A 16,344-nucleotide genomic window follows, 5' to 3' on the forward strand; every position below is an offset into this window, starting at 1 on the left:
CCCGCTGGCCGAGGCGGAGATCAGGGCCAAGGGCGGCTGGTTCGTGGACAGGCTCGCGGAGGCCAACGGCGGGCGCTGGTATCCGGCCACCACCAGGTTCCCCGACCTCCACCTGCACGACAGACCCGGCGACGACCCCGTCGCATGGCTCGGGGTGGCCCGGCGGCTCGCGCGGCACCCCACCTTCCGGTCCTCCTGCTTCGTCCGCACCGAGAAACCGCTGCTCGGCAGGGACAGGACGGGCGCGCTCGACGCCGAGGGCCGCCTGCTCCTGAGCGACGGCGACACGGTGAAGATGCGGGTCAGCTTCTACTCCGAGGGCTACACGCCGGCCCAGAAACGGCTCGTCTGCGCGACCGACGGCACCTTCCTGAAGATCGCGTCGGACGACTCCTACGACGTGGCGTCGCGCTACGACACGGTCGAGTTCTGGCTGAGGCCCGAGACGCTGGCCTACGACGCGCTCGCGCGGGTCGGGATCAGGCTGGCCGTCGACACCAGGGCGGGCACGGCTCCCGAGGGCGACTCACTGACGACGAGCGCCGGGTTTCCCGTGGTCGTGCGCCGCTCGCGGTCGCGGCTCCTCACGCGGGTGTCGGCCAGCGCCGCCGGGGCCTTCCTCGTCGCCCTGCCCGCCATACTCGGGCCGGGCGCCGACCTGCCCTGGCGGGTGCTGTACGCCGTCTGCGGAGCGGCCCTGCTCGCCGTCGCGAACATCGTCATCTCCCACGGCCGGTGACACCCCGCCGGAGAACAGGTGCGGGCGCCGTGCGAACTCCCGGCACAGCTCGTCGAACAACGGCAGCAGTGCCGGGCAGCTCATGCGGATCTTCCGCCTGGCCGTGATCTCGGTGCGCTTGTACGCGGCCCAGGTCGGCCGCAGCGGGTGGTGGTCGGCCAGCAGCACGTTGACGTGGGGGAGCAGCTTGTCGAGGGCGTAGACGAACCTGCTCTCGGGGTCGTGCTGCGCCGTGTAGCCGTACAGGTCCTCCACCAGCCAGGGGAACGTCCCGCCGAAGTCACGGCTGATGATCTCCCGCGCCTCCTCCTCGCGTACGGCCTTCTTCTCGCGTTCCGCCGGGCCGGCGTAGACCGAGACGTCCCCCGCGTGGACCTCGGGCAGGTCGTGGACCAGCGCGTACCTGGCGATCTTCCCCGGATCCAGGGTCTCGTCGACCAGCGGGGCGAGGCAGACCGCGGCCAGGCCCAGGGCGAAGGAGTGCTCCGCGTCGTTCTCCTGCCGGGTGACGTCCTGCGGCACCACCGAGGACCGTTCGATCGCGTACGGAGGGAATACCAGTTCGCGCATGAGGGCCATCAGCGTGCTCGCGCCGACCCGGGAGCCGGTGTTATTCGCGTCGTCCCTCGCCATCGGGCCGCCTCGCATTGTTTCGCCCGTACGCGGCCACGGCGTTTCGCGCACGGCCTTGTCGTCAGAGTAGCGGAGCATTCGACAACGCAGCGCGGAGTGTTTCCAATGAATGGTCGCGAAAAGCCGAATACCAGTTCGGTAATCGGCAGTTCCGCATTTCGGGCCGCATAATCCCGGGGCGATATCGGGACGGCCGCCCCGGGCTCCTTCGCGCCGGCGGCCTACATGTTGATCTATTGACAGGGCGCTTCTCTGACCTGCAGCGACGCGGGCGTATGGCCTTTGGCCTGGGGAAATGCGGTCTCGCCGTATCTCATTAGATGAGCCATACGGCTGTGGCAAGCGAACGGGCCAGGTGCACGAACACCTGACCCGCTCCAAGTCCCATCACCTGCCAGCGTCGATCATGAGGCCGCCCCCGTAAACGGGCTCACGCTCCGCGGGCCTCCTGGAAGACCTCACGGGCGACGCGATAGCTGTCGAACGCCCGGGCCGCGCCCGCGTACGCCTCGATGTGCACGAACGCCTCCACGATCTCCTCCGGGGTGACGCCGTTGTTGAGCGCGATGCGCAACTGCCCGCGCAGCGGTTCGAGCGTGCCCAGGGTCGCGGCGATCGTCACGGAGACGAGGGCGCGGGTGCGGGTGCCGAGGACGTCGGTACGCGGCCACGCGTCGCCGAAGGTGTGCAGGGTGGCCAGGCGCATGAAGTCCGCGGCGTTGGCCGGCTCGCCCGGGCCGGGTTCCAGGAACGGCTCCAGTCTCCCGCCGAGCAGGCGCGCGGCGGTGTCGAGCGCTGCCTCGTAGCCGGGTTCCCGCAGGGTGTCGGTCATGGTGATGCCTTCCGGATCAGTGCTGGGGGCGCGCGTTGAGCGCGCCATACTGGCCGCCGAGCACCTGCGCGGGGTCGAACAGGCCCGACAGGTAGGCGACGTCGTCCGCGCTCAGCGGAACGGCCGTCGCGGCGGCGTTCTGGCGCGCGTACTCCGGCCGCTTGGTGCCGGGGATGGGCGCGATGTCGTACGGCTGGGCGAGGAGCCAGGCCAGGGCCACCTGGCCCGGGGCGTGCCCGCGCTCGGCGGCGAACGCCTTCAGCCCCTCGACGAGGCGGAGGTTGCCGGCGAAGTTCTCCTCCTGGAACTTGGGCAGGGTCGAGCGGAAGTCGTCACCGTCGAACGAGGTCTGGCTGGTGAAACGGCCGGCAAGCGCGGCCCGCCCCAGCGGGCTGAACGGGACGAAGGTGATGCCCAGGTCGCGGCAGGCGGGCAGCACCTCCTGCTCCACCTCGCGGGCCCAGAGCGAGTACTCGCTCTGGAGGGCCGAGATCGGCGCCACGGCGGACGCCCGGTGCAGGATGTCCGGACCGACCGAGCTGAGCCCGATCGCGCGCACCTTGCCCGCGGTCACCAGCTCGGCCATCGCGCCGACGGTGTCCTCGATCGGCACGGTGGTGTCGTGGCGGTGGACGTAGTAGAGGTCGATGTGGTCGACGCCGAGGCGGCGCAGGCTGGCCTCGCAGGCGGCGGCCACGTACTCGGGGCGTCCGTCGAAGACCACGCCGCCGTCCGAGGGCCGCGCCCCGAACTTGGTGGCCAGGACCACCCGGTCCCGCAGCCCGCGCACGGCGCGGCCGAGCAGTTCCTCGTTGTGGCCGAAGCCCTTCTGGGACTGTCCGGTGGCCGCGCCGGCCGCGCCGTAGATGTCGGAGGTGTCGAAGAAGTCGATGCCGGCGTCGACGGCGGCGTGGATCGTGGCGATGGACTCCGCCTCGTCGGCGTCGCCGTAGAACTGCGACATCCCCATGCAGCCCAGGCCGATCGGCCGGACGGAGATGTCGGTGTGCCCGAGGGTGATGCGGGCTTCGCGCATGATGGTCCTCCCTTTCAGGCGGCGATGGTCTTGTACTCGACGTACTGGGCGAGGCCCGCGACGCCGAACTCGCGGCCGATGCCGCTGCTCTTGTAGCCGCCGAAGGCGCCGTCGAAGGTCGGGGCGGCGCCGTTGACGGTCAACCACCCGGTACGGATCCTGCGGGCGACCTCGATGCCGTGCTCCCGGTCGGCGGTCCACACGCCGCCGCCGAGGCCGTACTCGGAGTCGTTGGCGATGCGGACGGCGTCGTCCTCGTCGTCGAACGGGATGACGACCAGGACGGGGCCGAAGATCTCCTCGCGGGCGATCCGCATGTCGCTGTCGACGTCGGCGAACAGCGTCGGACGGACGTAGTACCCGCCCTCCAGCCCGTCAGGCGTCTCCAGGCCGCCGGTGACCAGCCGGGCGCCTTCGGCGATGCCGATCTCGATGTAGGAGCGCACCCGCTCCAGCTGGTCGGCGCGGACCATCGGCCCGATGAAGGTCTCCGGGTCGGAGGGGTCGCCGACCCGGACGTCCTCCATCATGGCGGCCAGCGCCGCGACGACCTCCTCGTAGCGGCTGCGCGGGGCGAGGATGCGGGTGTGGGCCACGCAGTTCTCGGCGTTGTTGCCCAGCGACAGGGCCTGCAGGCCGGCCACGACCGCCGTCAGGTCGGCGTCCTCAAGGATGATCGAGGCGGACTTGCCGCCCAGCTCCAGGCTGACCCGCTTGAGCTGCTCGCCGGCGACGGAGGCGATGCGCCGGCCGGCCGCGGTGGAGCCGGTGAAGGCGATCTTGTCGACGCCGGGGTGGGCGACCAGGTACTCGCTGGTCTCGCGGCCCGCCGGCAGGATGCTCACCACTCCCTCGGGCAGCCCGGCCGCGTCGAAGACCTCGGCGAGCGCCAGGGCGTCCAGCGCCGTCTCCGGGGAGGCCTTCAGGACGACCGTGCAGCCGGCGAGCAGCGCGGGAACCAGCTTGACCAGGGCCGACTGGTGTGGGGCGTTCCACGGGATCACCGCCGCCACCACGCCGACGGGCTCCCGGCGCAGCCGCGTCGTGGCGTCGCCGACGGCGCCCACCTCCTCCTCCCAGCCGAGGGCGGCGGCGGCGCGCACGTACGCCTCCGTCATCTCCGGGAGGGACTGCAGGTGCGTCCAGCGGGTGAACCACAGCGGCGAGCCGTTCTCGGCGGTGACCAGGGCCGCGAACTCCTCGGCGCGGACCGCGTAGAGCTTGGAGAACCGCTCCACGACGGCGCTCCGTTCCTGCGGGCTCATCCGGGGCCAGGGGCCCTCGTCGAACGCCCGGCGGGCGGCGGCGACCGCCCGGTCGACGTCGGCGGGGGCGGCGTGCGGCGCGGTCCCGACCAGCGAGCGGTCGTGCGGGGAATGCACCTCCAGGACGTCCGCGGTGGCCGGGGCGACCCACTGGCCGCCGATGTACAGGTTCGGGTAAGTGATCACGGAAACGCTCCTCGGATAGGTGTCCACCGGACCTTTACGACTATAGCGGTCCAGTGGACACGTATCAAGTGTCCGATGGACCGCTAATGTGGGAGCAGTCGTGATCCGCGATGCGCGAGGAGGTTCGATGGACGAGGTGGAGGCGCCGTCCTTCCAGCGGGCCCGGCGGCCCGAGCACCGGGAGCTCCGCAAGCAGGAGATCCTGGACGCCGCGGAGGCGCTGCTGGCCGAGATGCCCGCCGAAGAGATCAGCCTCCGCGAGCTCGCGCGCCGGCTCGGGGTGTCCAAGACGCATGTGGTGCGTTATTTCGAGAGCCGCGAGGGCGTCTTCCTCGGGCTGCTCGCGAGGCTCCGGCTGGCCTGGCTCGACGCGCTGGCGGACGAGTGGCCGGCCCCGCCGTGCGAGCCCGACCAGGTGATGCGGGCCTGGGCCGATTCGCTCGCCGCCCGGCCGGTCCTGTGCCAGCTGTGGAGCCTGCTGCCGGCCGTCCTGGAGCGGAACGTCTCCGCCGGCACCGTGCGCGCCTACAAGTTCAACGACCTGGAGCACCGCACCCGGCTGGCGGGGCTGGTCAGGGAGCGGGTGCCGGCCCTCGGCGCGGGTGACGCTCTCACGCTGACGCAGTACGCCGTCGTCGCGCTGGTGGGCCTGTGGTCGTTCAGCAACCCGACCCCGACCATCGTCGAGGCCACGTCCGACCCCCGGCTCGCGGGCTCCCGGGTGGACTTCGCCACCATGTACGGCGAGATCCTGCAGACCACCCTCGCCGGTCTGCTCGCCCGCGCATGAGCCGCCCCCGGTTCAGCGGACCGGCTGGTAGATGTAGTGCCCGTTCACATGTTGATCATGTGCCCGGCCAGGCCGTGGATCGCCTCCTTCACCGCCTCGCCCAGCGTCGGATGGGCGTGCACGTTGCGCGCCACCTCGTGCACCGTGAGGTCCCACTGCTGGGCCAGGGTCAGCTCGGGCAGCAGTTCTGTCACCTCGGGCCCGATGAGGTGGGCGCCGAGGAGCTCGCCGTACTTCGCGTCGCTGAGGACCTTGACGAACCCGGTCGGGTCGCCCAGGCCGTGCGCCTTGCCGTTCGCGGTGAACGGGAACTTGACCACCTTCACGTCGAAGCCCTGCTCGCGCGCCTGGGCCTCGGTGTAGCCGAAGCTCGCGATCTGCGGCTGGCAGTAGGTCGCCCGGGGGATCATCACGTAGTCGAGCTCCATCGTCTCCGCGCCCGCGATCGTCTCGGCGGCGACGATGCCCATCGACTCGGCGGCGTGGGCCAGCATGAGCTTCGCGGTGACGTCCCCGATGGCGAAGATGTGCGGCACGTTCGTGCGGCAGCGGCCGTCCACGGCGATCGCGCCGCGCTCGGTCAGCTGGACGCCGGTGTTCTCCAGGCCGTACCCCTCGACGCGCGGCTGGAAGCCGATGGCCTGCAGCACCTTGCCGGCCTCCAGCACGGAGGTCTCGCCGTTCCTCGACACCGTTACCCGCACCCTGTCGCCGCTGTCGTCGATCGACTCGACCCGGGTTGACGTCAGCACCTCGATGCCGAGCCGCCGGTAGCGCCGCGCCAGCTCCGCCGACACCTCCTGGTCCTCCAGCGGGACGATCCGGTCGAGGAACTCGACGATCGTGACCTTCACGCCGTAGTTGTGCAGGACGTACGCGAACTCGACGCCGATGGCCCCGGCGCCCGCGATGATCACACTGTCCGGCAGCGTCTCGCTGAGGATCTGCTCCTCGTACGTCACCACGCGCTCGGACAGGGACGTGCCGGGCAGCAGGCGGGTCGTCGCCCCGGCCGCGATGATGCAGTGGTCGAACGTGACCGTCCGCACGGAGCCGTCCGCGCCGCGCACCTCCATGGAGTCCGGCCCGGTGAACGCGCCCCGGCCGTCGTACTCGGTGATGCCGTTCTTCTTCATCAGGTAGTGGACGCCCTTGACCCGCCCGTCCGCGACCTGGCGGCTGCGGCGGAACGCCGCGCCGTAGTCGAGGGTGATCGGGCCGTCCGCCTGGATGCCGAACGTCTTGGTCTCGTTCGTCAGGATGTGGGCGAGCTCGGCGTTGCGCAGCAGCGCCTTGGAAGGGATGCAGCCCACGTTGAGGCAGACCCCGCCCCAGTAACGCTCCTCGACGACCGCCGTGCTGAGCCCGAGCTGGGCCGAGCGGACCGCGGCGGTGTATCCGCCGGGCCCGGCGCCGAGGACCACGACATCGTAATGATCGGTCATGTACCGGACCCTACGCCGCCGGGACGGTCCGGCCCGCGCGGGGGCCGTCCCATCGCGGCGCCGGATGGACCGGGCCGCCGCGGGTAAGGGCGACGTACGCCGACCAGAGGGAGGAGTGACGGACCATGAGCGAGTTCGAGCGTTCGCGCAGGATGCCCGCGCCGGCCGACCAGGTCTTCAGCCGGGCGTCCGACATCGGCGGACTCGATCTCTGGATGCCCCGCGACCTGCACGTGCACGCGGAGGAGCCGCCGGCGGTCACCGTCCACGAGGACGCGACCGGGCAGGACGAACGCGCGCTGCTGCGGGCCGAGCGGGAGCAGCTGCGGATGGAGTGGGGCACGCGTGACGTGGACCGGTACGCCGGATGGCTGCAGGTGGCCGGCATCGACGACGACAGCAGCGACGTGACGGTCCACCTGTCCTTCTTCGACGAGGGGCACACGCCCCCGGCGGAGACGGTCGAGCGGGCCCTGGACGAGAGCCTCGAACGGCTGGCCGAGCAGGTGCGCCAGGCGGCCTGACCACCCGCGCCTATTCGGCCGCGCCCGGGTCGTCGGCCTCCTCCTCCCCGTGTCCCCGTCCCGCGGCGGGGGCGGGGGGCAGGGGAGGCGCGAACGACGAGGCCCGGGCGCCGGCCAGGCCGAGCACCTGGCGTATCCACGCCTCCAGGCCCGTCGGGTCCGGCGGCGCGAGTGGGTCCTGCCGGCCGGGTTCCCCGGGCCCCCGCCCGGGAGCGGCCGCGGTCACGCCGTCACGCCAGGAGCGCGGGGGCCAGCAGCCGCAGGTGCTCCAGCTGGAGGTCGACCGAGTCCGCGAGCGGCTGGACGCACACGTGGTCCGCGCCCGCGTCGTGGTGGGCGCGGATCCGCTTGGCGATCTTCTCGGGATCGCCCTGGGCCACGATGGCGTCGACGAGCCGGTCGCTTCCGCCGTCCGCGAAATCGTCGTCGGAGAAGCCCAGGTCACGGAGGTTGTTCACGTAGTTGGGCAGGGACAGATAGGCGGCGGTGTACGCGCGGGCGATCTCCCGCGCGCGGCCCGCGTCGGTCTCGAGCACCACCGCCTGCTCGGGCGCCAGCACAGGATCGGGGCCGAGGATCTCGCGCGCCTTCGCGGTGTGCTCCGGCGGCACGAAGTAGGGGTGCGCCCCCTGAGCGCGCTCCGCGGCCAGTTCGAGCATCCCGCGCCGCAGCGCCGCCAGCAGCAGTGGCGGCGTCTCGGCGAGCGGCACGTCGATGGACGTCCGGCTCATCGCGTCGAGGTAGTCGCGCATGTACGACAGCGGCGCGGAGTATTCGTGGCCCCGGCCGGTGACCATGGGCTTGTGGCTCACACCCAGGCCGAGCACGAACCGCCGGTCCCACGCCTCCGCGAGGGTCGCCGCGCCGTTGGCGGCGGCGACGGCGTCGCGGCCGTAGATGTTGGCGATGCCGGTGGCGACCTCCAGCCGCTCGGTCGCCGACAGCAACAGCGCGGAGTGCGTGAACGCCTCCCGTCCCGTGGGGGTCTCGCCGACCCACAGGGTGGGATATCCGAGTTCCTCGATCTCCGCGGCGGCCTTCCTGACCCGGGCCGCAGGGGTCACCGCCAGCGAGGACAGCCACACACCCGTACGGCCGAGGCGGCGCCTCAGCTCGGCGGCTCCGACGGTGGGCGGTCGCGTGCGCTCGGTCATCCGAAGGCTCCTTGCCTGTCGTGAGATGTGCCATGACGTCTGTCGTGAGATCGGGCGGGGGCGGTCCCCGGGCACGCCCCCACGGCCGGTCCGCTTCGCCGGGCGGGCGCCTCTCCACGGCCGGACGGCTTCGCCGGCGGGCGCATCGCAGCCCAGCATCGCATCGCACGTGCCCGTGGGCTCGGCACCTCCCTCGTGATCGGCTCACGTGTCGGCACGCAACCTCACCACCGTACGCCTTGCTCCCGGATTCTCCGGGTACGTCAGCAGATCCGGACAAATCGGCCGTATATCCAGAGGGTGACGACAGGTCCGTCAGGCGAGCCCACGAAACGGCAAAGGCCTGTCCTGCATCTTCTCGTCCTGCGGCGGGGCCGGCGTCGCCGCATGTCTCCTGGGAGCCGACTCGCTCACTCACCAGGAGGCAGAACATGAGGAAACTGCTGTATGCCGGCGCGGTCGCGATCAGCCTGCTGGCCGCCGGATGCGGCGGTGCGGGCGACGACGCCAGCCGCGTCGCCAACAACCAGCTCAACGAGTCGCAGACGCCCGAGCCCGACGAGTCCCCCACGGGGACGACGCCGTCCGCCGGAATTCCCGCGTCGCCGACCTCCCCCATCCAGGTGTCCCCCTCGGGGCCCGCGCGCATCGACGCCGCGTCCACCTCGCTCGGCACCGTGCTGGTCGGCGTGGAGGGCCGCACGGTTTACCTGTTCACCAAGGACAAGGGCGGCGTCAGCACCTGCACCAAGGCCTGCGCCGCCGCGTGGCCGCCGGTGCTCACCGCGGGCGCGCCCCAGGCCGGCACGGGCACCCGCGCCGACCGCCTCGGGACGATCCGGCTGGAGGACGGCAGCACTCAGGTGACCTACAACAAGCACCCGCTCTACTACTACGCGAAGGACCAGAAGGCGGGCGACGTGCTCGGCCAGGACCTGCACGACTTCGGCGGCGAGTGGTACGCCGTCACGCCCGAGGGCAAGAAGGCCAAGCGCTGACGCCTCGCGCGTCCCGGACCGCGGCCGAGCCGCGACCAGCACGAGGCCGGCGCCTTCCGGGGCGAATGACCTCATCTCCACTCCCTCTCCACGCGATCCGCCCTCCCGTACGGCTTCCGGTCAGCCGTACGGGAGGGCGGATTCGTCTGTCTTCGGATCAGGGAGCGCGTCAAAAGCGCGCGGAGACCACTAGGCTTAGGACCACTCCGCCCTGTGTCCGCGGCCGCTTCATCATTTGAAAGTGGGCTCGCGATGGCATCGGACGCGTTGTCCGTTCTGGAGAACGTCCTCACCGGCATGGCCGGCCTGTTCGGGGTCGACGGCGCCGCGTTGATGCTGCTCGACGGTCAGGACCGCCTCCGCGCGGTCGGAGCGACCGACGACGACGGCGTACTGCTGGAGTCCGCCCAGGAGGCCGTGGGCGACGGTCCCGCCATCGAGAGCGCCGCCAGCGGCGGCCTCGTCGCGATCCACGATCTGCACGCCGAGAGCCCGATGGGGTTCCCGCACGTGGCCGTCCACGCCCCGCCGGTCCGGGCCGTCCTGTCCGTACCGCTCATCGAGGACTGCGAACTCATCGGCGTCCTCGACTTCTACGCCCGTGACGGGCGCGTCTGGGGCCGGTCGGAGACGCAGGCCGGTTCCCGTCTCGGCGAGCTGATGGTCATCGTTCTCCGGGTCCTGGCAGAGAGCAGGACTGATCGAGCCCTCTCCGGGCAGTTGTGATGACCGAATCGGCGCCTCTCCCACGGGCCACGGCGGTGCGAGGTGAGGTTCACGAGAGGATACGGAATGACCCATATCGATCCTGAGGCTCTGCTCACCAGCCTGAGACGTCTGCAGAAGGACAGGGCCGCGACCGGGATCGTGCACCACCTTGAGCGCATCGTCCAGGTGGTCGACCGGCTTTTCGGATACTCAGGGGCCGGACTGATGTTCGCCGAGGAGGACCGCACACTCCGCTACCTCGTCGCGACCGACGAACGCGGCCGCAGCCTCGAACGCGCCCAGGCGGTGACGGGCCAGGGCCCGTGCGTGGCGGCGTACGTGGGCGACACGGCGGTCACGTCGTCCGACGTACGGACCGACCGCCGCTGGCCGGTCCTGCCCGAACTGCTGCACCCCGAGGTGCGCGGCGTCGCGGGAGTGCCGATCAGGCTCGGCGGCGTGCCGGTGGGCACCCTGAACGTCTACCAGGACGCGCCGCACGAGTGGCAGGAGACCGACACCCAGGCACTCCACGCGTACGCCCACGTGATCGAGCAGGTCCTCGTGGCGTCCATGGAGGCGGACGAGAAGGCGGTGCTCGCCGACCAGCTCCAGTACGCGCTGGACTACCGCGTCGTGATCGAGCGGGCCGTCGGCTATCTCATGGGCAAGCACGATCTGACGGCCTCGCAGGCGTTCACCGGGCTTCGCAAGCAGGCCAGGGACAGCAGGCGGAAGGTGTCCGAGCTCGCGGCGGAGCTGCTGGGCGAGCAGAACCCGAGGAATCTTGCGAATCCAGACCACGTCGTCTGAGGCCGGCATCCTCGTCTCCGTGAGCGGCGACCTCGACGCGTTGAGCGTGCCGGAGTTCCGCGCCCGCCTGCGGCTGACGCTGGAGACGCACCGGCCAGGGCGCGTCGAGGTCGACCTGGCCGGCGTCGGCTTCCTCGACTGCGCGGGCGCGCGGAGCCTCCTGTGGGCCGACGCGTGCGTACGGGAGTGGGGCGGCGGGGTGGTTTTCGTCCGCCCCGCCCCGCTCGTGCTGCGGCTGCTGCGACTGCTGGGGTTCGACGCGGTGCTGTCCGTCCGCGTGGCGTCGCCCGTGGTGCCGCCCGTGGTGCCGCCCGTGCCGCGTCCCCAGCCCACGGCCGAGGCCGGCCCCCGGCCCGGCTGACCGGCCGTACGCCGCATGACCGGCTGTATGTGGCGTCACGGGCGTACGTCGCGTCACGGCGGTACGCCACATGACGGGCCGCGGCCCGGACGAGGCGTGACCGGGCGATAGTCTTGCCGTGATGTATCGACTCGTGTTCACGCAGGTCCTGAGCCGCCTCGACGCGGAGACCGTCCACCATCTCACGGTCAGGCTGCTCCGCCTGCTCGGGATGTTCCCGCCTCTCGTGCGGCTGCTGCACCGGCTGCTCGCGCCGAGGGCGGAGTCGCTGCGCGTGCAGGCGTTCGGCGTCCACTTCGCCTCGCCGTTCGGGCTCGCCGCCGGGTTCGACAAGGACGCCGGATGCGCCGAGCCGCTCTCCGCGCTCGGCTTCGGGTACGTCGAGGTCGGCACGATCACCGCGCATGCCCAGCCGGGCAACCCTCGGCCGCGGCTGTTCCGCCTGACGGAGAGCCGGGCGATCGTCAACCGGATGGGCTTCAACAACGCGGGCGCGGCGGCGGCCGCCAAGCGCCTGCGCAGGGTGCGGCACATTCCGGCCGTGGTCGGCGTGAACATCGGCAAGACCAAGGTCGTGCCCGAGTCCGAGGCCGTGCGCGACTACGTGGCCAGCGCCCGCGAGCTGGCGCCGCTCGCCGACTATCTCGTGGTCAACGTGAGCTCGCCCAACACCCCGGGCCTGCGCGACCTGCAGGCCGTGGACCGCCTGCGGCCGCTGCTCGCGGCGGTCAAGGAGGCGGCCGGGCGCACCCCGCTGCTCGTGAAGATCGCGCCGGACCTGGCGGACGAGGACGTGGACGCCGTGGCCGAGCTCGCCGTGGAGCTCGGGCTGGCGGGCGTCATCGCGACCAACACCACGATCAGCCGCGAAGGGGTCGAGAGCACCGAGACGGGCGGCCTGTCCGGACGGCCGCTCAAGGCCCGCTCCCTTGAGGTGCTGCGCCGCCTGCGCCAGAAGGCGGGCGACCGGCTCACGCTGGTCTCCGTCGGCGGCGTGGAGGACGTCGACGATGTCTGGGAGCGGCTGCTGGCCGGCGCCACCCTCGTGCAGGGATACACCGGCCTGATCTACGAGGGCCCCCTGTGGCCGTCGCGGATCAACCGCCAGCTCGCCCGCAGGCTGCGGCGGCACGGCTACGGCTCGGTCCGCGAGCTCGTCGGCCGCACCGCCTGAGTTCCCTCATCCCGGATATGGAGATCGCCATGAGCGTGAAGACCTACACCGTGCAGGGCATGACCTGCGGCCACTGCGTAAGCTCGGTCAAGGAGGAGGTCGGCGAGATCCCCGGCGTCACCGGCGTCGAGGTCGACCTGGACAGCGGCCGGCTCGACGTCTCCGGTGACGTCGCCGACGACGCCGTGCGCAAGGCCGTCGAGGAGGCCGGCTACACCCTCGCCTGAGCCCGGCCGCGCCCTTGCCGTGCCCTTGCCGTGACCGGCCGGGCTGACGGCACGCCGCTCATGTGCGTGGAAAGTACGAGATCATGCGGGGGCGGGAGCAGCACGGCCCGCACCGACAAGCACTGTCAAGCGAGCGGCCCCCACGCATGAGCGCGATCTACGACCAGGCCGACGGCGAGCGGATCGCCGTGGCGGACAGCGGTGACTCCGTGAGCATCGTCAACCGCTCCGCGAGGATCGTCATCGCGAAGAAGGACGCCCGCCGCCTCGCCGAGCGGGTCCTCGCGGCGGCGGGCCGGATGGCCGTCGTCCTGTTCCCGCCCGCCCTGCGGAAGGACACCCTGTCGGTCTCCGCCCCCTCCGGACGCTGGAAGGTCCGCGTCTCGCCCAAGAACGGCGCACGCGTTCTCGTGGAGGCCGACGCGCAGGGTCTCGGCCCGGACGAGGCCTACGAATTCGCGGCCGCCGTCGCGGTGGCCGCCCGCCACATCGGCGACGCCGAGGCCGCCGACCTGAGCCTGACCACGCGGATCCGCGAGGTCATCGACGCCCATCAGGGCCTGGACGCGGAGAAGGTCGCCGCCGCCATCGTCGCCGAGGTCCTCGACGGAACCTGACACCGGCCCCACCGCACACCAGAACGCGTCACCTGAGCACATCACCGGAAGGCGACGGCTGGGACGGTGCGGTTCAGGGATGGCGGGACGGCGGGCGTGGACTGGCGTCACATGCTGGGGCGGGTGGAGTCGGCGGACTGGCTGAGCTCGTGCAGGTGGCGCATCACGTCCTGCACGGCGACGTCGCCGGGGCGGTGGCGGCGCCATCCGGCGCCGCCCCGCTGCCACGGCCGGGGTCCGGACAGCGGGCGATACTCCACTCCGAACGCGTCCAGCCGCGCGAGGTGGGCGTCGAGACGGCGTAAGAAGTCCTCGGCGGCCGGGCCGCCGGTCCAGGCGATCTCGGCCGCCGCGCAGCCCCGGGGCCAGGCGCGGTAGTCGAGCGCCCGCCCGTCCGGGATGTGCTCGCTCCACAGCTGGAACTGGACGCCGACCACCCTGGCGCGCTCCTCCTCGAGCCACGCCGGCGGCGCGGGGGCGAAGGCCGCCACGTCGGCCACCGTGATCGCGTCGCCCAGACCGGCCGGTTCCTCCGGCGAGGCCGCCTCGGCGTAGTCGAAGTACATCGGGAAGACCGGCGTCGCCACCACGTCGTGCCCGGCCGCCGCGGCCCGGCGGCCGACGTGCTCGCCGCGCCACGGCATGACGATCGTGTCAGGCCGCAGCCCGCCGCTGACGAACGCCTCGTCCCACACGACCGTACGGCTGCCGCGTCCGGCCAGCGCGTCGGCGAGCCGCCGCAGGAACCACGCGTGCAGGTCGCCGACGCTTTCCAGGCCGAGCGAGGCCTGGTAGGCGGAGATCTCGGCCGACGCCGCCCAGTCGTCGAGCACGCACTCGTCGCCGCCGATGTGGAAGTACGGCACGTCGCCCAGCGCGTCGGAGATCTCGGCGAACACGGTGGTCAGGAAGTCGACGGTCGCCGGAAGCGGGGACAGGATCGCCGGCGAGATGCCCCACCGGTCCAGCACCTCGTAGCGCTCCCGTGGCCGGGCGGCCAGCGCGGGGTAGGCGGCCAGCACGGCGGAGGCGTGCCCCGGCACGTCGATCTCCGGCACGACCGTGACCGCCCGCGCCCGGGCGTACGCCGCGATCTCCGTCAGGTCGGCCAGGGTGTAGTGGCCGCCGTGGGGGACGTCGTCGAAGGCCGGTTCCTCGCCCCTGTGGCTGGTGATCGTCCGCGGGCGGTGCGAACCCACCTCGTGCAACAGCGGGAACGCCCTGCTCTCCACCCGCCAGCCCTGGTCGTCGGCCAGGTGGAGGTGCAGCCGGTTCAGCTTGTGCGCCGCCATCAGGTCGATCATGCGCAGCACCTCCCGCTTGGGCAGGAAGGTGCGCGCCACGTCGAGGTGGGCGCCGCGCCAGGAGAACCCGGGGGCGTCCTCCACCCGGCCGCAGGGGACCGTCCAGGACGTTCCGGGCACGAGAGCCGACCTGAACGCCTCTGCCGGCAGAAGCTGCCGCAGCGTCTGCCCGGCGTAGAAGGCCCCCGCCGGGTCCGCGGCCGTGATCCGGACGCCGTCTCCCGCGATCGTCAGCGCGTACGCCTCCGGCCCGAGCCCGGGGTCCTCCGCCACCCGTACGGCCGCCGTGGCGGCGTCTCCGGGCCTCAGGCCGAGCACGGGGAGCGCGAGCCGTACGGCGTCGGCGAGCGGGGCGGGGCCCGACACGACGGAACCCGGCGCGATCTCGGCGGACCCGGCGCCCGTCTCGGTCAGCCTCGGCCGGGGAAGCAGGTGGTCCATGCCGCCGATGATGCCAAACCCCACCGACAACCTCGCCACCCCTCGACAGCCCTCCTGGAAGCCGTCAGGGCGGGGCGGCGGTCCCCGGACGACCCCCGGACGACCCCGGACGACCCTCGGACGACGGGGGTCAGTGCGTGGAGGTGAGGTATTTCTCGAGGCCCTGCGCCAGGGACTCGGCCATGCGCTGGCGGAACGCCCGGTCCTTGAACCTGGCGGCGTCCGTCGCGTTGCGCATGTTGCCGCACTCGATGAAGATCTTCGGCACCGTCGACAGGTTGAGCCCGCCGAGGTCGTTGCGGTAGTTCAGCGCCTGCTTGCCGATGTAGTTCGAGTACGGCAGGCCGGTGCCCTGATGGAAGGCGTCCCGCACGTCCCTGCCGAGCCGCGCCGACCTGTCCACCACCGCGTCGACCGGTCCGCCGATCTTCTTCGGCATGATGATGTGGAAACCGCGGAGGTTCGCCGCCGCGCCGTCGCCGTGGATGGAGATGGCCGCGTCCGCCTTGTTCTCGTTCCCGATGGCGGCCCGCCGGTCGATGCAGGGGCCCCACGCGGTCTTGCTCGACCGGGTGAGCTTGACCGTGGCCCCCTTGGCCTTCAGGAGCTTCGCGAGCCTGTTGGACACGTCCCAGGTGAAGGCCGCCTCGGTGTAGCCGTCGTTGGTCGACGTGCCGGTCGTGTCGCAGGCCTTCTTCTGGTTGGAGATGTCGACGAGCTTGTTGATCTCCCGGGCGTGGCGGAAGTTTCCGCCGTTGTGGCCGGGGTCGATCACGACGGTCCTGCCCGCCAGCGGCTCGGCGGCGGTCGCGGAGGCGGTGGCCGTACGGGTGCCGGGGACGGTCGTGATGTCCGTCTCGGACCCGGCGGGCTCGGACGCGCCCTGCTCCGACGTGCCGGATGCCCGGTTCTGGGTCGCGGCCGGCTGCCCCACCTGGGGCGTGGCGGGGGCGGAGGCCCCCGTGTCGGAGACCTCAGCGCCGCCGCAGGCGACGGCTCCGACCCCGCACAGGGTCAGGGCTGCGGCGGCGAGTGGTCGTCTGATCACGGTCGAAATCCCTTCCCGGAGGTATGGTCTCCCCAACCTAACCGGAACA

18 protein-coding genes are annotated in these 16,344 nt (G+C 71.9%); 9 read left to right on the forward strand and 9 right to left on the reverse strand.

Annotated elements, in window-relative coordinates; all coding sequences use genetic code 11:
* Positions 1 to 526: 526 nt before the first annotated feature.
* From HHX31_RS30220 to HHX31_RS30235, 4 genes are all read right to left on the reverse strand, one after another.
* Entirely contained in the window at positions 527 to 1,372 is an 846-nt protein-coding gene (locus HHX31_RS30220; protein WP_169952598.1) for an HD family hydrolase, read from the reverse strand.
* Positions 1,373 to 1,802: 430 nt separating this feature from the next.
* Positions 1,803 to 2,204 (reverse strand): carboxymuconolactone decarboxylase family protein, encoded by a 402-nt coding sequence (locus HHX31_RS30225; RefSeq protein WP_169952599.1) that lies wholly within the window; start codon positions 2,202 to 2,204, stop codon positions 1,803 to 1,805.
* A gap of 16 nt (positions 2,205 to 2,220) precedes the next feature.
* The gene (locus HHX31_RS30230; RefSeq protein ID WP_169952601.1) at positions 2,221 to 3,240 is read right to left on the reverse strand and encodes an aldo/keto reductase; all 1,020 of its coding nucleotides are present in this window, start codon (positions 3,238 to 3,240) and stop codon (positions 2,221 to 2,223) included.
* 14 nt (positions 3,241 to 3,254) lie between these two features.
* Entirely contained in the window at positions 3,255 to 4,691 is a 1,437-nt protein-coding gene (locus HHX31_RS30235; RefSeq protein WP_169952602.1) for an aldehyde dehydrogenase, read from the reverse strand.
* Positions 4,692 to 4,818: 127 nt separating this feature from the next.
* Between HHX31_RS30235 and HHX31_RS30240 the strand changes: the two genes are divergently transcribed.
* The gene (locus HHX31_RS30240) at positions 4,819 to 5,481 is read left to right on the forward strand and encodes a TetR/AcrR family transcriptional regulator (protein ID WP_169952604.1); all 663 of its coding nucleotides are present in this window, start codon (positions 4,819 to 4,821) and stop codon (positions 5,479 to 5,481) included.
* Between the two features lie 44 nt (positions 5,482 to 5,525).
* Here the strand turns inward: HHX31_RS30240 and lpdA are convergent, their stop codons facing one another.
* Positions 5,526 to 6,926, reverse strand: coding sequence for a dihydrolipoyl dehydrogenase (gene lpdA / locus HHX31_RS30245; RefSeq protein WP_169952606.1), 1,401 nt, complete (start codon positions 6,924 to 6,926; stop codon positions 5,526 to 5,528).
* Between the two features lie 125 nt (positions 6,927 to 7,051).
* Here lpdA and HHX31_RS30250 point away from each other — a divergent pair, with 125 nt between their 5' ends.
* Positions 7,052 to 7,450, forward strand: a complete 399-nt coding sequence (locus tag HHX31_RS30250; RefSeq protein WP_169952607.1) for an SRPBCC family protein — start codon at positions 7,052 to 7,054, stop codon at positions 7,448 to 7,450.
* 10 nt (positions 7,451 to 7,460) lie between these two features.
* Here HHX31_RS30250 and HHX31_RS30255 read toward each other — a convergent pair whose 3' ends face one another.
* Complete coding sequence (locus HHX31_RS30255; RefSeq protein ID WP_169952609.1) at positions 7,461 to 7,676, reverse strand: hypothetical protein; 216 nt, start codon at positions 7,674 to 7,676, stop codon at positions 7,461 to 7,463.
* 4 nt (positions 7,677 to 7,680) lie between these two features.
* Positions 7,681 to 8,604 (reverse strand): TIGR03620 family F420-dependent LLM class oxidoreductase, encoded by a 924-nt coding sequence (locus HHX31_RS30260; RefSeq protein WP_169952611.1) that lies wholly within the window; start codon positions 8,602 to 8,604, stop codon positions 7,681 to 7,683.
* 431 nt (positions 8,605 to 9,035) lie between these two features.
* Here HHX31_RS30260 and HHX31_RS30265 point away from each other — a divergent pair, with 431 nt between their 5' ends.
* The 7 genes from HHX31_RS30265 (at position 9,036) to HHX31_RS30295 (ending at position 13,502) form a co-directional block, all read left to right on the forward strand.
* Complete coding sequence (locus tag HHX31_RS30265) at positions 9,036 to 9,602, forward strand: hypothetical protein (RefSeq protein WP_169952613.1); 567 nt, start codon at positions 9,036 to 9,038, stop codon at positions 9,600 to 9,602.
* Positions 9,603 to 9,854: 252 nt separating this feature from the next.
* A complete protein-coding gene (locus tag HHX31_RS30270) occupies positions 9,855 to 10,328 on the forward strand; it encodes a GAF domain-containing protein (RefSeq protein WP_169952615.1) in 474 nt (157 codons plus the stop codon).
* Between the two features lie 66 nt (positions 10,329 to 10,394).
* Positions 10,395 to 11,123: a GAF and ANTAR domain-containing protein gene (locus tag HHX31_RS30275; protein ID WP_169952617.1), complete on the forward strand. Its 729-nt coding sequence runs from the start codon at positions 10,395 to 10,397 to the stop codon at positions 11,121 to 11,123.
* Complete coding sequence (locus tag HHX31_RS30280; protein ID WP_283244676.1) at positions 11,098 to 11,484, forward strand: STAS domain-containing protein; 387 nt, start codon at positions 11,098 to 11,100, stop codon at positions 11,482 to 11,484. Before HHX31_RS30275 ends, HHX31_RS30280 begins: the two co-directional genes overlap by 26 nt.
* Before the next feature lie 121 nt (positions 11,485 to 11,605).
* Positions 11,606 to 12,658, forward strand: coding sequence for a quinone-dependent dihydroorotate dehydrogenase (locus HHX31_RS30285; protein ID WP_169952621.1), 1,053 nt, complete (start codon positions 11,606 to 11,608; stop codon positions 12,656 to 12,658).
* Positions 12,659 to 12,687: 29 nt separating this feature from the next.
* The gene (locus HHX31_RS30290) at positions 12,688 to 12,885 is read left to right on the forward strand and encodes a heavy-metal-associated domain-containing protein (RefSeq protein WP_169952623.1); all 198 of its coding nucleotides are present in this window, start codon (positions 12,688 to 12,690) and stop codon (positions 12,883 to 12,885) included.
* A 146-nt stretch (positions 12,886 to 13,031) separates the two neighbouring features.
* On the forward strand, positions 13,032 to 13,502 hold the full coding sequence (locus HHX31_RS30295; protein ID WP_169952625.1) for a hypothetical protein: 471 nt from the start codon (positions 13,032 to 13,034) through the stop codon (positions 13,500 to 13,502).
* Positions 13,503 to 13,609: 107 nt separating this feature from the next.
* Here HHX31_RS30295 and HHX31_RS30300 read toward each other — a convergent pair whose 3' ends face one another.
* On the reverse strand, positions 13,610 to 15,247 hold the full coding sequence (locus tag HHX31_RS30300) for a beta-N-acetylhexosaminidase (protein ID WP_169952627.1): 1,638 nt from the start codon (positions 15,245 to 15,247) through the stop codon (positions 13,610 to 13,612).
* A gap of 130 nt (positions 15,248 to 15,377) precedes the next feature.
* Entirely contained in the window at positions 15,378 to 16,295 is a 918-nt protein-coding gene (locus HHX31_RS30305; RefSeq protein WP_169952629.1) for an N-acetylmuramoyl-L-alanine amidase, read from the reverse strand.
* Positions 16,296 to 16,344 lie beyond the last annotated feature (49 nt).

This window comes from Microbispora sp. H11081 (assembly GCF_012999535.1).
Classification (GTDB): Bacteria; Actinomycetota; Actinomycetes; order Streptosporangiales; family Streptosporangiaceae; genus Microbispora.

What these genes read in the sequence shown, in the direction of transcription:
- HHX31_RS30220 (WP_169952598.1), bottom strand. Translation starts at nt 1,372, where the DNA reads ATGGCGAGGGACGACGCGAATAACACCGGCTCCCGGGTCGGCGCGAGC.
- HHX31_RS30225 (WP_169952599.1), bottom strand. Translation starts at nt 2,204, where the DNA reads ATGACCGACACCCTGCGGGAACCCGGCTACGAGGCAGCGCTCGACACC.
- HHX31_RS30230 (WP_169952601.1), bottom strand. Translation starts at nt 3,240, where the DNA reads ATGCGCGAAGCCCGCATCACCCTCGGGCACACCGACATCTCCGTCCGG.
- HHX31_RS30240 (WP_169952604.1), top strand. Translation starts at nt 4,819, where the DNA reads ATGGACGAGGTGGAGGCGCCGTCCTTCCAGCGGGCCCGGCGGCCCGAG.
- lpdA (WP_169952606.1), bottom strand. Translation starts at nt 6,926, where the DNA reads ATGACCGATCATTACGATGTCGTGGTCCTCGGCGCCGGGCCCGGCGGA.
- HHX31_RS30250 (WP_169952607.1), top strand. Translation starts at nt 7,052, where the DNA reads ATGAGCGAGTTCGAGCGTTCGCGCAGGATGCCCGCGCCGGCCGACCAG.
- HHX31_RS30260 (WP_169952611.1), bottom strand. Translation starts at nt 8,604, where the DNA reads ATGACCGAGCGCACGCGACCGCCCACCGTCGGAGCCGCCGAGCTGAGG.
- HHX31_RS30265 (WP_169952613.1), top strand. Translation starts at nt 9,036, where the DNA reads ATGAGGAAACTGCTGTATGCCGGCGCGGTCGCGATCAGCCTGCTGGCC.
- HHX31_RS30270 (WP_169952615.1), top strand. Translation starts at nt 9,855, where the DNA reads ATGGCATCGGACGCGTTGTCCGTTCTGGAGAACGTCCTCACCGGCATG.
- HHX31_RS30275 (WP_169952617.1), top strand. Translation starts at nt 10,395, where the DNA reads ATGACCCATATCGATCCTGAGGCTCTGCTCACCAGCCTGAGACGTCTG.
- HHX31_RS30285 (WP_169952621.1), top strand. Translation starts at nt 11,606, where the DNA reads ATGTATCGACTCGTGTTCACGCAGGTCCTGAGCCGCCTCGACGCGGAG.
- HHX31_RS30290 (WP_169952623.1), top strand. Translation starts at nt 12,688, where the DNA reads ATGAGCGTGAAGACCTACACCGTGCAGGGCATGACCTGCGGCCACTGC.
- HHX31_RS30295 (WP_169952625.1), top strand. Translation starts at nt 13,032, where the DNA reads ATGAGCGCGATCTACGACCAGGCCGACGGCGAGCGGATCGCCGTGGCG.
- HHX31_RS30300 (WP_169952627.1), bottom strand. Translation starts at nt 15,247, where the DNA reads ATGGACCACCTGCTTCCCCGGCCGAGGCTGACCGAGACGGGCGCCGGG.